General features: G+C 72.4%; 10 protein-coding genes and 1 pseudogene. 3 read left to right on the forward strand and 8 right to left on the reverse strand.

Annotated features, from left to right (window positions below; all coding sequences use genetic code 11):
- Window positions 1-40: 40 nt before the first annotated feature.
- The 4 genes from JKV81_RS08825 to JKV81_RS08840 form a co-directional block, all read right to left on the reverse strand.
- A complete protein-coding gene (locus JKV81_RS08825) occupies window positions 41-730 on the reverse strand; it encodes a YqjF family protein (protein ID WP_202075336.1) in 690 nt (229 codons plus the stop codon).
- Window positions 731-848: 118 nt separating this feature from the next.
- Entirely contained in the window at window positions 849-1,862 is a 1,014-nt protein-coding gene (locus JKV81_RS08830) for an NAD(P)/FAD-dependent oxidoreductase (RefSeq protein ID WP_202075330.1), read from the reverse strand.
- On the reverse strand, window positions 1,859-2,386 hold the full coding sequence (locus tag JKV81_RS08835) for an isoprenylcysteine carboxyl methyltransferase family protein (RefSeq protein ID WP_129260672.1): 528 nt from the start codon (window positions 2,384-2,386) through the stop codon (window positions 1,859-1,861). Before JKV81_RS08835 ends, JKV81_RS08830 begins: the two co-directional genes overlap by 4 nt.
- Before the next feature lie 13 nt (window positions 2,387-2,399).
- The gene (locus tag JKV81_RS08840) at window positions 2,400-3,458 is read right to left on the reverse strand and encodes a type III polyketide synthase (RefSeq protein ID WP_202075331.1); all 1,059 of its coding nucleotides are present in this window, start codon (window positions 3,456-3,458) and stop codon (window positions 2,400-2,402) included.
- A gap of 119 nt (window positions 3,459-3,577) precedes the next feature.
- Here JKV81_RS08840 and JKV81_RS08845 point away from each other — a divergent pair, with 119 nt between their 5' ends.
- Window positions 3,578-4,465 carry a UbiA family prenyltransferase gene (locus tag JKV81_RS08845; RefSeq protein WP_129260674.1) on the forward strand — a complete coding sequence of 296 codons (888 nt, stop codon included), beginning with the start codon at window positions 3,578-3,580 and terminating at the stop codon, window positions 4,463-4,465.
- A gap of 78 nt (window positions 4,466-4,543) precedes the next feature.
- Here the strand turns inward: JKV81_RS08845 and JKV81_RS08850 are convergent, their stop codons facing one another.
- From JKV81_RS08850 to JKV81_RS08860, 3 genes are read right to left on the reverse strand one after another with little or no spacing between them, the layout of a single operon-like run.
- Window positions 4,544-5,434, reverse strand: coding sequence for a carbohydrate ABC transporter permease (locus JKV81_RS08850; RefSeq protein WP_202075332.1), 891 nt, complete (start codon window positions 5,432-5,434; stop codon window positions 4,544-4,546).
- Window positions 5,431-6,390, reverse strand: coding sequence for a carbohydrate ABC transporter permease (locus JKV81_RS08855; protein ID WP_129260676.1), 960 nt, complete (start codon window positions 6,388-6,390; stop codon window positions 5,431-5,433). Before JKV81_RS08855 ends, JKV81_RS08850 begins: the two co-directional genes overlap by 4 nt.
- Window positions 6,387-7,727, reverse strand: coding sequence for an extracellular solute-binding protein (locus tag JKV81_RS08860; protein WP_202075333.1), 1,341 nt, complete (start codon window positions 7,725-7,727; stop codon window positions 6,387-6,389). The genes JKV81_RS08855 and JKV81_RS08860 overlap by 4 nt, the downstream gene beginning before the upstream one ends.
- A gap of 455 nt (window positions 7,728-8,182) precedes the next feature.
- Here JKV81_RS08860 and JKV81_RS08865 point away from each other — a divergent pair, with 455 nt between their 5' ends.
- Both JKV81_RS08865 and JKV81_RS08870 read left to right on the forward strand, forming a co-directional pair.
- Window positions 8,183-9,097, forward strand: coding sequence for an AurF N-oxygenase family protein (locus tag JKV81_RS08865; RefSeq protein WP_202075334.1), 915 nt, complete (start codon window positions 8,183-8,185; stop codon window positions 9,095-9,097).
- 9 nt (window positions 9,098-9,106) lie between these two features.
- Window positions 9,107-10,759 (forward strand): FAD-dependent oxidoreductase, encoded by a 1,653-nt coding sequence (locus JKV81_RS08870; RefSeq protein WP_202075335.1) that lies wholly within the window; start codon window positions 9,107-9,109, stop codon window positions 10,757-10,759.
- A gap of 68 nt (window positions 10,760-10,827) precedes the next feature.
- Here the strand turns inward: JKV81_RS08870 and JKV81_RS08875 are convergent.
- Window positions 10,828-12,181 (reverse strand): annotated as a pseudogene (locus JKV81_RS08875) (lysine N(6)-hydroxylase/L-ornithine N(5)-oxygenase family protein).
- Between the last annotated feature and the right edge of the window lie 326 nt (window positions 12,182-12,507).

Raw genomic sequence — 12,507 nt, forward strand, 5'->3', positions numbered from 1 at the left:
GTGAGGTTCGGGGCCGAGGGCACTCTCCGGGTTCGCACGGCTACGGGCGGCCGGGGCGGCCGAAGCGCACGGGGACGCCGGGCGAGTACAGCACGCTCAGCGGTTCCCCCTCGGGTGCGGGCAGTCCCGCCGCCGTCACCAGGGTGTCGTCGCACTCCAGGAGCTCCGCGCGGTGCAGGGGCCAGCGGGGGTGGGCGTTCGGGAGGTACATCGGGCGTCCGTGGAAGGTGCTGTGCATGCCCCACCGTGCGGTCAGGAAGTGTTCGAGCTCGGTGGGCTCCTCGATCCGTCCGCCGGTGCGCAGCACGATCCGGCTGTGGGCGCCCCGGGGGCCCGGGAGGCGCCGTCTGCTGGTGTAGGTGAGGGTGTCGGCCTCGCGCCGGATCTCCATCCGGGACCACATGTACGGAAGCCGGAAGGCGGCCCGGGCGACGGCCACGGGGATCAGCCTGGAGGCGTCCAGCGAACGGAAGGCCACCCCGCGTCTGCCGTGCGCGTCCCGGGTGTACAGCCGGACGTTGGTCTCGGGGAAGGTGCCCAGGTAGGGGATGCCGGGGAGCCTGAGCCATCCCACGCGGTACATACGGAAGGCCACAAGACCGACGTAGGTGACCCCGTCCAGGGTGTCCGGGACGGTTCCGGCGGGCAGGAGCGGCGCGACGTCGTCGGGGTCGGCCGCCCAGTGCAGGAAGGCCAGGTCCAGCCAGGACTGCGTCATCAGCGGGTTCATCGCCGGATTCGGCGGGTCGGGCGTGACGGGCTGCGGCGTACGGGGCGTGGGCGGCACCCGCACAGGATGGCAGACCGGGCTCCCGGCCCCTCGGCGGGTGTCCCGTCACGGGAGGCGGCTACTGCAGGGCGCGTACGGCGGCGGCGAACAGCGGGGGCAGCCGGTGGGCGGCGGGCACGATCAGGCCGCCGGTCCAGGGGTGTCCCGCGGCGCGCAGCAGTGCTCCGGTGAGCAGCCGGTGGCGTCGCGTCAGCCGGGCCCACTCGGCCGGGTACGCCTCGGGCCGCCCCGCCAGGAGGCAGTCGACGGCCGCCGACGCCGTGGCCGCCGCCAGGGCGATGCCCTCGCCGGTGAGCGCGTCGACGTAACCGGCGGCGTCACCGGCCAGCAGGACCCGTCCGGCTCTCGGCGTGCTCGCGCTGCGGCGCAGCGGGCCTGCGCCGCGCACGGGCCCCGCTTCCAGGCCGCCGAGCCTGCGGGCCAGCGCGGGGAAGGCGGAGAGGTGCTGCTCGTGGGAGCGGCGGTGGCGGCTGAGCACGGCGACGCCCACCAGCCGCTCCCCCACCGGCGTCACGTACGCCTCGCCGTGGCGCGACCAGTGGACCTCGACCAGGTCCGTCCAGGGGGCGATGCGGTAGTGCCGGCGCAGTCCGTATCTGCGCGGGGCCGGGCAGGGGCGTTCCAGGCCCAGCGCACGGCGCAGCGGGGAGTGCAGGCCGTCGGCGGCGATCAGCCAGCGGGCCGTCAGCCCCGCCGCCGTGACGCTGTCCGGGCCCTGGCGCACCTCCGTGGCCCGGCCCGGGACGACCCGCACGCCGAGCTCCTGGGCCCGCCGGTGCAGGGCGGCGTGCAGCTCGGTGCGCCGGACGCCGAGCCCGGGACGGCCCCGGAAGGCCGCCTCCGCCTGCCGGGCGCCCTCGACGTACCGGATCCCCCGGAGGTCGCGGCCCGCCGGGGTGACCCCGAGGGCGCGCAGGGCCGCCACTCCGCTGGGCATGATGCCCTCGCCGCAGGCCTTGTCCACGGGGGTGGGACGGGGTTCGACGACCACGGCTTCCAGGCCTGCCGCGGCGGCCCGGATCGCCGCCGCCAGTCCGGCGGGTCCGCCGCCCGCCACCAGGAGGTCGATCACGCGGGTGCCTCCGCGCCCGCGAGGCGGGACAGCGCGCCTTCCTCGCACCGGATGCGTACGGTCAGGAGCGCCGCGTTGAGCACGGTGAACAGGACGGCGGTCACCCAGGCGCCGTGGACCAGCGGCAGCGCGGCCCCCTCGGCGGCGACGGCCACGTAGTTGGGATGGCGCAGCCATCGGTAGGGCCCGCCGGTCACCAGGGGCAGGCCGGGGACGACGATGACCCGGGTGTTCCAGCGGCGGCCCAGGGTGCGGACGCACCACCAGCGCAGTCCCTGCGCGGCGGCCACCACGGCCACCATGGTCCAGCCGAACCAGGGCACGAAGGGACGGCCGGCGAGCCAGGTCTCGGCGAGACACGCGGCGAGCAGCCCGGTGTGCAGGGCGACCATCACCGGGTAGTGCCCGCGTCCGGCCTCGGTGCCGCCCCGGGCGAGGCTCCAGCGGGCGTTGCGCAGTGCCAGTGCGAGCTCGGCCAGGCGTTCGGCGGCGACGGCCAGCACGAGGGCCGCGTACCAGATCATGTGTTCCTCCGGACTACCAGCGCAGCAGCACCAGTTCGCAGCAGAAGCCGGGGCCCATGGCCATCAGCAGGCCGGGCGTCCCGGGCTCGGGCCTCCGCCGGTCCATCGTGTCCCGCAGGACGTGCAGGACCGAGGAGGACGACAGGTTGCCGGTCTCGGCGAGCGAGTTCCAGGTGACCTCCAGGGCGCCGTCGGGCAGGGACAGGACGTCGGTGACCGCGTCCAGGACCTTGGGGCCGCCCGGGTGGCACACCCAGCGGCCGATGTCCTTCGGTTTCAGCCCGTGCTGTTCCAGGAAGCCGCCGACGTCCTCGGCGAGATAGCGGCGTACGACGTCGGGGACAGCGGGGTCCAGGACGACGGTGAAGCCGGAGCCCCGGATGTCCCAGCCCATGACGTGCCCGGTGTCCGGGTAGAGGCGGCTGCGGGTGTCGACCACCTCGGGGCCGTCCGCCGGTGCCGGGTGGTCGCCGCCGACGAGGACGGCGGCCGCGGCGCCGTCGCCGAACAGTGCGGTGGCGACCAGGTTGGCGGGGCTCGTGTCGTCGCGCTGGAAGGTCAGGGAGCAGAGCTCGACCGAGAGCAGCACGGCCACCTGTCCGGGCCGTCCGAGCAGGTAGTCGTGCAGCCGTGCCACCCCGGCGGCTCCGGCGACGCAGCCGAGCCCGAAGACGGGGAGCCGCTTCACGTCGGGGCGCAGGCCGAGGCGTCCGACGAGCCGCGCGTCGACGGAGGGCGCCGCGATCCCGGTGACCGAGGTGAACATCAGCAGGTCCACGTCGTCGGGGCGCAGCCCGGCCTTGCGCAGGGCGCCGCGCACGGCCTCGGCGCCGAGGCCGACGGCGGCGTCGATGAACACGTCGTTCGCGGCGCCGAAGCCGTCCAGTTCGCCGTAGCGCTCGAGCGGCAGCACCGTGTTCCGGGTGCGTACGCCCGCGTTCGCGTGGATCCGGTCCAGCACCCGGCGGTCGGCGCCCGCGGGCAGGCAGGTGCGGGCCACCATGTCGGTGACGTCTGCCTGGGCATGGCGATGGGGCGGCAGGACTCCGTGCACAGCCGCGATCCGGGTCACCCTGGCCACCGATTCGGAAAGGTCATGCCCCACATCCTGCCTACAGAGCGGGGCAAATCGGCGCACATGCGGCGCGCGGCTGCCGTGTTCGTGTGCCGGGGTGTCCCTACGATCGGCTCGTGGACACCACGGACAGACCCCATGTGCCCTCCCCTGCCGCGCGTCTGTCCGGCGCGCCGGCGGGGCTCGCGCTGTCCTGTCATCCGGGCCCGGTGGTGGCGGTGACCGGGCTCGCCACCGCACTGGCCGTCAGCTCGGGCCCCGCGCACGGCCGTTGGGTTCTGGTCGGGGCCGCCGTGCTGGCCGGGCAGCTCTCCGTGGGCTGGTGCAACGACGCGTTCGACGCCGTCCGCGACGCCGGGGCCGCGCGCCCGGGGAAGCCCGTGGCCCGGGGTGCGGTGGGGCGGGGCACGGTGTGGGGCGCGGCGTTCACCGCGCTGTTCCTGTGCGCGGTGCTGTCGTTCGCCTGCGGCGCCGCGGCGGGCGCGGCGCATATGACCGGGGTCGTGGCGGCGTGGGCGTACAACCTGAGGCTCAAGGGCACGGCGCTGTCCTGGCTGCCGTACGCGATCGGCTTCGGCAGCCTGCCGTGTCTGGTCGCCCTGAGTCTGCCGGGGAGTCCGTGGCCCGCGTGGTGGGCGGTGGCGGCGGGTGCGCTGCTCGGGGTCGCGGCCCATCTGGGCGACGTACTGCCGGACATCGAGGAGGATCTGCGGGCCGGTGTGCGCGGGCTTCCCCAGCGGCTGGGCCCGGCCCGTGTCCGGCGGCTGCTGCCCGTTCCGCTCGTCGCGGCCACCGCGGTGCTGCTCCTGGGGCCCGCTGGGGCGCCCGGCGGGCGGACGGCCGCCGTCCTGTCCGGGGCCGCCCTCTGCGCCGTGGCGGCGGCGACGCTGTGCGCCGGTCCGCGGCCGGTCGGGGCGTGGCGGAAGGCGGCTCTCGCGGGGACGGTGGTGGCGGCGTCGGCGGATGTGGCGCTGCTGCTGGCGCGGGGCACGCAGATCGCCTGACGGGCCCGTACGGACACACGTGTGACGGCCCGTACGGACACGTGTCGTCCGTACGGGCCGTCGGGTGCGGCGGGGCCTCTACTGGCCGGCGACACCGGTGTGTGCGATACCGCGCACGATCTGCCGCTGGAAGAACGCGAAGACGATCAGGAGCGGCGTTCCGGCGATCACCAGCGAGGCCATGATCTGCGCGTACCGCACCCCGAAGCTCGACTGGACGTTGACGAGGCCGACGGGCAGGGTCATGCCGCCCGGGTCGGTGGTCACGAGGAACGGCCAGAGGAAGTTGTTCCAGGTGGAGATGAAGGTGAAGATCGCCACGGCCGCCAGCACGGGCCGGGACAGCGGGATGACGATCGTCCAGAACACCCGCCAGCGGCCGGCGCCGTCGCAGAAGGCGGCCTCCTCCAGCTCCCGGGGCACGCCCTCGAAGAACTTCACCAGGATGAACACCATGGCGGGCACGGCGACCTGGGGCAGGATCACGCCCCAGTACGTGTCGACGAGGCCGAGCTGGACCATCTCGCGGAACAGGGGCGCGATGAGGACCTGCGGGGGCACCATGATGCCGGCGAGCACAAGGCCGTAGAGCAGCCGCCGGCCGCGGAACTCGGTGCGGGTGAATCCGTACGCGGCCATCGCGCACGTCACGACGGTCAGCAGGGTGGTCATGACCGAGACGTACGCCGAGTTCATGAGCCAGACCATCAGGTCGCCGGACTCCCATACCTTGCTGTAGGCGTCGAAGGTGACGCGCGAGCCGGTCCAGGAGAGCGGTGTCCTCGTCGTGTCGCCCTCCGGCTTCAGGGAGGTGGCGACGGCCCAGGCGAGCGGCAGGAGCCAGGCCGCAGTGAGGAGCAGGGCGATGACGAGCAGGGCGATCCTGCCGCGGGTCCAGCGCGGGCGGCGGCCCCCGGCGTCGGCGGACCGCGCGGCGGGGCTGGTGGTGACGGTGGCGGTACCGCTCACTTCGCGGCCTCCTCAGCTCGGCGCCGGGACAGCAGCGGCTGCACCAGGGAGACGGTCAGGATCAGGGCGAAGAAGATGTACGAGACCGCCGAGGCGTAGCCGATGCGGTAGCCCGTGAAGCCCTGCTGGTAGACGTACTGGAGGATCGGCCGGGTGGACTCGTCGGGACCGCCGCCGGTCATGATGTAGACCTGGTCGAAGATCTTCAGCGAGGCCAGCACCTGGAGGACCACGACCAGTCCGGTGGTGCGGCGGAGCATCGGCAGGGTGATGTGCAGGAGGCGCTTCCCGGCGCCCGCCCCGTCCAGTTCTGCGGCCTCGTACAGATGGGCCGGGATGGCCTGGAGGGCGGCCAGGTAGAGCAGGAAGTTGAAGCCGACGGTCCACCAGACGGTGGTCGCCACGATGCTGAGCATGGCGTACCGCTCGTCGGTCAGCCAGCCGATCTCCGGCGTCAGCCCGACGGTGGCGAGCAGCTGGTCGGCGAGGCCGAAGCCGGACGGCAGGATCATGTTGAGGAAGAGCAGGCAGACGACCCCGGACGGCAGCAGGAACGGCGCGAACCAGCTGAGCCGCCACAGCCACTGGACCACCCGCAGCTGGTGGGCGAGCAGCGCCAGGGCGAGGCCGACGACGACGAGCGGGACGGTGGACAGGACCGTGAACCAGACCGTGTTCCACAGCGAGGACCACACGTCGGGGTCGCGTACCGCCTCGGCGTAGTTGTCGAGGCCGACGAACTCCCCTCCGGAGCCGGTGATGTTCTCGCTGGTGAGGCTCATGCCCAGGCCGGATATGAGAGGCCAGACCAGGAAGGCGGCGTAGACGAGGAGGAAGGGCGCGATGAACACCAGGCCGTGTTCGGTCCACTTCCGGTGCACGGCGCGGCCCGGGCTGCCGGCCGGTCCCCCGGCGGGCTTCGCCACGGGTGCGGGCGCCGCGGTGGTGGAGGTCATGTCGCGGCTCCCGGGAGGGGGTTACGGGTGTCGAGGAGTGCCCGGAGCCGGGTCTTGGCCTCGGCCAGGGCGTTGCGGGGGCTGCGGGAGCCGGTGAGGACCCCGGAGAACACGGCGCCGAGCTCGATCCACATCCGGGAGGCGGAGCCGGCGAACCACGCGGGTTCGTCGAGCGCCACGTCGTCGATCACGCCCCGGTACTCGGACTGCGGCTTCAGGGCGAGGTACGCCGGATCGTCGAGCACCGGAAGATAGGCGGGCACGTGACCGCCCTCGGCCCAGGCGACGGAGTGCTTGAGCATCCAGGCGACGAGGGTGTGGGCGGCCTCGTTCGGTGCGCCGCCGCGGTCCGACTGGTGCGGCAGGACGAAGGCGTGGCAGTCGGCCTGCGTGGCCGCGGTCCCGAAGAGCGCGGGGATGCGGGTCATGGAGAACGGGAGCCCGGTCGCCTTGAAGGTGGAGATCTCCCATTCGCCGTTGAGGTGGAACGCCGTCTTCCCGCCGTTGAAGACACCGACGGATCCCGGGTAGTCGACGCGCCGCACCATCAGCCCCTCCTCGATGAGGCGGGCCAGGTACTCCAGGACCCGCAGCGCCTTGGCGTCGTCCAGCGCGAGGCGCCTGCCGTCCGCGGAGAGCACCGTGCCGCCGGTCTGCGCGTAGAGGCTGGAGAAGAGACGCCAGGGGGTGATGCAGTCGGGGCCGAGCGTCTCGGTCACCAGTCCCGGCTGTCCGGTCACCTTCTTCGCGGCGCGCAGGGCGTCGGCGAACTCCTCGGCGCCCCTGATCGGCTTGAGCCGGCCGCCGGCCATGAGTCCGGCCTTCTCGCAGACCTCGGTCTGGTAGTAGAGGACGAAGGGGTGGGTGTCGAGCGGGACGGCGTACTGCTTGCCGCCGGCCTGGCCCCGGCGCCAGATGTCCGGCGGGAAGTCCTCCTCGTGCACGCCGTGTTCGGCCAGCAGGCCGAGGTCGAAGGGGTCGAGGAGTCTGCCGGGGGCGAACCCCGCGAGCCGGGCGAGGTGCAGGGCGGCGAGCTCGGGGGCCCGTCCGCCCGCGCCGGCCATGCCGAGCTTGGTGTAGTACGGGGCGCCCCACTGGAGGGTCGAGGCCTCCAGGGCGATCTCCGGGTGCCCGGCCCTGAAGTCGTCCAGCATGCCCTGCATGTTGACGCCGTCGCCGCCACCGAACAGATGCCAGTACCGCAGCAGGGTCTGTCCCGGACCCGCGGCGGTGGCCGGTGCGGCACAGCCCGACAGGGAGCCCAGGGCTCCGGCAGCGGCCAGGGCGCCGGCACCGCCCGCGAGGGCTCGGCGCCGGCTGAGAAGGGGTGGTTGCATGGCGGCTCGTCTCGGCTCGTCTCTGAGGTGCGGGGACGCGTGACGGGGAGGCATTGCGTTCGAAATTTCGACGCCTGCCCGCTACTTCGGACGGGACCGTAGGCGCGGGGAAACCCGGCGTCAATGAGTCGCGCTGAAATTGCGAACGATGTTCGGTATCACGAACGAAACCCCTTCCTCACCCCCTGCGGGCAGCGCGCACAGGGGCGCACGGGAGGAGATATCGCGGGGATGCCGACACATTTCTTACTGGGGGGTAGGCCCGCCCCGCCCCCTTGCTATACCTTCCGTCTAACAAGCGGGACGGAAGGCTGCCCGGCCGGGGCGGCCGGCGCCGGTTCCTTGCTCACGGCTGCCGTCACCTCCGGTCGGCGGCCCGGCATATGACGATCCGTCACCGCCGGCGCACATGTGACAGCACCAGGGACAGCACTGACGAACCGAGGAGCCGCACCATGGCAAGCAGCACTGTTCGACCGGATGCCGAGGACCGGCCGCCCGAGGACCACCTCACCCGGCGGCTGCTGGAATCGGCGGCCACCCTGGCGTACGACCCCGCCACGGAGGTCGACTGGGACACGCCGCTGGACAAGGACTTCCACGGCGCCAGCCCTGAGTGGAGCACCCTGTACGGCACCGCGTACTGGGCCGAGCTGACCCAGGAGCAGCGCAAGGAGCTGACGCGCCAGGAAGCGGCGTCGGTGGCCAGCACCGGCATCTGGTTCGAGATGATCCTCCAGCAGATGGTCCTGCGTGACGTCTACGCGAAGGACCCCACGAGCGCCGACGTCCAATGGGCGTTGACCGAGATAGCCGAGGAGTGCCGGCACTCGATCATGTTCGCCCGGGGCGCGCAGAAGCTGGGCGCCCCGCCCTACCGCCCGCACCGGCTCGCGGTGGAGCTGGGGCGGGCGTTCAAGACACTCGCGTTCGGCGAGGCTGCCTACGCGGCGATCCTCGTCGCCGAGGAGGTCCTCGACGTCATGCAGCGCGACTGGATGCGGGACGAGCGGGTCGTGCCCTTCGTCCGCACCATCAACAACATCCATGTCGTCGAGGAGTCCCGGCACATGAAGTTCGCCCGCGCGGAGACCCGCAGGCACCTCAGCGGTGCGGGCCCGGTGCGGCGGCGGATCAACGCGCTGATCATCGCGATCGCGTCGTACGTGATCGTCACCAGCATGGTGAACAAGGGCGTCTACGCCAACGCCGGGCTCGACGGGAAGCGTGCCGTCGAGGAGGCGAAGGCCAACGAGCACCACAAGTCGATGATGCGGTCCAGCTGCTCGGGCCTCATGGAGTTCCTCGCCTCGGCCCGTCTCCTCACCAAGCCCGCCCTGGCGTTCTACAAGCGTGCCCATCTGATCTGAGCGGACGACATGACCTACGCCATCACCCAGACGTGCTGCGGCGACGCCACCTGTGTCTCGGTGTGCCCCGTCAACTGCATCCACCCGACGCCGGACGAACCGGACTTCGGCCGGACGGAGATGCTGTACATCGACCCGAAGTCCTGCATCGACTGCGGTGCCTGCGCCGACGCCTGCCCGGTGGACGCGGTCTTCCCGGTGGACAGCCTCTCCCCCGCGCAGCAGGAGTACGGCCCGCTCAACGCGGCGTACTTCGCGGACCGTGAGCCCGCACCGGACCCGGAGGGGCCGAACTTCCACGTGTGGGGGGAGCCGTCCTTCAAACGCAGTCTGCCGTCGGACTTCGCACCGCTGCGCGTCGCGGTGGTGGGCACGGGACCTGCGGGGATGTACGCCGCCGAGGACCTGCTGCTGCACACGAACGCGGAGGTGACGCTGATCGACCGGCTGCCCGTCGCGGGCGGGCTCATCCGCTACGGCGTGGCGCCCGACCACCTCTCCACGAAGAAGGCCGGCGACACCTTCGCCAGGTTCCACACGCATCCCAGGGTGCGCATGCATCTCGGCCTGGAGGTGGGGCGGGACGTCACCGCGGAGGAACTCGCCGCGCACCACGACGCGGTGATCTACGCCGTCGGCGCGCCGGCGGGCCGTCCGCTGGGGATCCCCGGCGAGGACCTGCCCGGCAGCATCTGCGCGACGACGTTCGTCTCCTGGTACAACGCCCATCCCGAGGTCGCCCCGGACGCCGTGGACGTGTCCGGGGAGCGGGTCGTCGTGGTCGGCACCGGGAACGTGGCCCTGGACACCGCGCGGATCCTGGTCTCGCACCCCGACGCGCTGGTGGCCGGGGACATCGCGGGCCACGCCCTGGAGGCCCTGCGGGCCGGCTCGGTGCGCGAGGTGGTGGTGCTGGGGCGGCGGGGGCCCGAGGACGCGGCGTACACCAGGTCCGAGCTGCTCGCGCTGAAGCACCTCCCGGGGGTGGAGCTGGTCGTCGACGACCACGATCCGAGGATCGCCGCGGCGATCGACGGCGCGGAGCCGGACGGCCGGGCCGCGCTGCTGGCGGATGTCGCCCGGGAGGAGGTGGACTGGTCGCGTCCTCCCCCGGCGGGGCGCCGCATCGTGTTCCGCTTCCACTCCGCGCCGGTGGAGGCCCTCGGTGAGGGCGGGGTCCGCGCCGTCCGGGTCACCGGCGGTGGCGAGGACGGCGGGGAGATCCCGGCCGGACTGCTGCTGCGGGCCGTCGGACAGCGTGGACTGCCGGTCACCGGGCTGCCGTTCGACGAGGCGACCGGCACCGTCCCGCACGAGGGCGGCCGGGTGGCGGGCCGGCCGGGAACGTATGTCGTGGGATGGATCAAGCGCGGCCCCTCCGGCGGCATCGGGGCCAACCGGACGTGCGCCGCCGAGACCGTGGGCACGCTGCTCGGCGATGCCGTCGACGGCACCCTGCCCGCTCCGGAGCAGGGGGAGAAGGCGTTCCGGCGTCTCGTACGGCGCCGTAACCGCCGGATCGTGGACGCACGCGGGCTGGCGGAGATCGAGCGTGCCGAGCTGGCCCTGGGGCGCCGCGACGGACGCCCCCGGGTCAAGCTGGCGACGCTTCCCGAGCTGGTGGCGGCGGCGCGTGGCGGCCGTCGGCGGATTCCCGGCTGAGGACCGCTCCCCCGGCCCGCCGGCGTTACCTGGCGGGCCGGGGAGCGGCGCTACTTCCGGAACTCGCCCTAGAGGGGCGCGCCGACCCCGCCGACCGCGCCGTGGGGCCGGCCGGGGGCGTCCTTCGGTTCGCGCTCCACGACCGAGTCGAGGATCTCGCCGACCCTGACCGCGGTGTTCGACAGCAGGGACGAGGTGATGCCGTGGGTGTGCTCCGTCCCGCCCTGCAGATAGATCCCGCAGCTCAGTCCGGGACCGGTCGCGATCCGGTAGTCACGCTCGACGCGGACGCGCCCCCGGTCGTCGAGGAGGCAGTGCTCCGCGACGTCGCCGAGGAGGCCGAGGGCGTCGGCGGGCAGATAGCCGGTGGCGTAGACGACCACATCGGCGTCGAGGGTCGTCCGGTCGCCGGTGACCAGCGACTCGACGGTGGTGCGGACCGTGTCCGGCGTCTCGACGGTGTCGACGACCCGGGAGACGTTGAGGAAGCGCAGCCGCTCGGTGCCGAGGACCTTCTCCTGGTAGGCCGTGCGGTAGAGGTCGTCGATGAGGTCGATGTCGACCACGGCGTAGTTGGTGTTGCCGTGGTAGTCCATCAGCCTGCGCTTGGTCTCGTCCGGGGCCGTGAAGTACTCGTCGACCGCGTCCGGGTCGAAGATCCGGGGCGAAACCGCTGTCGTCGGCCGGGCTGTAGCCGTAGCGGGAGAAGACCGCGCAGACCTCGGCCTTCGGGAAGCGGCGGTGCAGGTACGCCACGTTCTCCGCCGCGCTCTGACCGGCCCCGACCACCACGAAGCGGGACGGCGGCTCGGCCGTGTCCAGGCCGTCCACCCGGGCCAGCAGGTCCGAGGTGTGCCAGACGCGGTCCGTGCGCTTGACGCCGTCGGGCATCTGCGGCCGCAGGCCCGTGCCGATCACGAGGTTGCGCGCCCGGTGGACCACGGTCTCCGACCCCGAACGGGAGGTCACGTCCACGTACTCCACGACACCGTCGCGCTCGACGGGCCGTACGTCGATGACCTCGTGCCCGTACGACACCATGTCGTCCACCTGCGCGGCGGCCCACTCGAAGTAGGCGTGGAACTCGACCCGCAGGGGGAAGAGGCTCTTGCCGTTCACGAAGTCGACCAGGCGCCCCTGGCTCTGCAGGTAACAGAGGAAGCTGAATTCACTCGACGGGTTCCGCAGCGTCACCAGGTCCTTGAGGAAGGACACCTGCATCGTGGCGTCGTCGATCAGCATCCCCCGGTGCCAGCCGAACCGCGGCTGGCTCTCGAAGAAGTGAGCGGTGACGGCCTCCTGCCTGCCGACGCGCGAGTTGCGCTCCGTGAGCGCGATGGCCATGGCCACATTGGACGGTCCGAAGCCGATGCCTATGAGGTCGTGGACCGGTGGTGCGTCGTCGGGTGAAGCCTGTGACATGTCACTCCCATCGTGCGGGTGCAGCCGCTTGGCGGACGCGGGGAAAGCGGGACAGAGCACACCGGCCGAGCGGCAGCCGGGGCGGAACTTAGGTAAAGCTAACCTCATCTTCGCGCGCTGTCGACAGGGCGAATCGAGCGAGGGTGTGGGTGAGCCGCCGTCAAGTGACCTTGCAGCGAGACCCATTATGCACTTAGGTTAGGCTTGCTTTACTAAGCAATCTTCCCTTTGCCGTTCCGAGGAGGAACCTGTGCGCGTCGTCATGTTCGGCTATCAGACGTGGGGGCACCGCACCCTGCAAGCCCTCCTGGACTCCGAGCACGACG

The sequence above is a fragment of the Streptomyces silvae genome (assembly GCF_016745505.1).
Classification (GTDB): Bacteria; Actinomycetota; Actinomycetes; order Streptomycetales; family Streptomycetaceae; genus Streptomyces; species Streptomyces silvae.

Bases quoted from the DNA above. Each gene is read 5' to 3' on its own strand.
- JKV81_RS08855 (WP_129260676.1), bottom strand. From the start codon at position 6,390: ATGACCTCCACCACCGCGGCGCCCGCACCCGTGGCGAAGCCCGCCGGG.
- JKV81_RS08870 (WP_202075335.1), top strand. From the start codon at position 9,107: ATGACCTACGCCATCACCCAGACGTGCTGCGGCGACGCCACCTGTGTC.
- JKV81_RS08860 (WP_202075333.1), bottom strand. From the start codon at position 7,727: ATGCAACCACCCCTTCTCAGCCGGCGCCGAGCCCTCGCGGGCGGTGCC.
- JKV81_RS08865 (WP_202075334.1), top strand. From the start codon at position 8,183: ATGGCAAGCAGCACTGTTCGACCGGATGCCGAGGACCGGCCGCCCGAG.
- JKV81_RS08835 (WP_129260672.1), bottom strand. From the start codon at position 2,386: ATGATCTGGTACGCGGCCCTCGTGCTGGCCGTCGCCGCCGAACGCCTG.
- JKV81_RS08825 (WP_202075336.1), bottom strand. From the start codon at position 730: ATGAACCCGCTGATGACGCAGTCCTGGCTGGACCTGGCCTTCCTGCAC.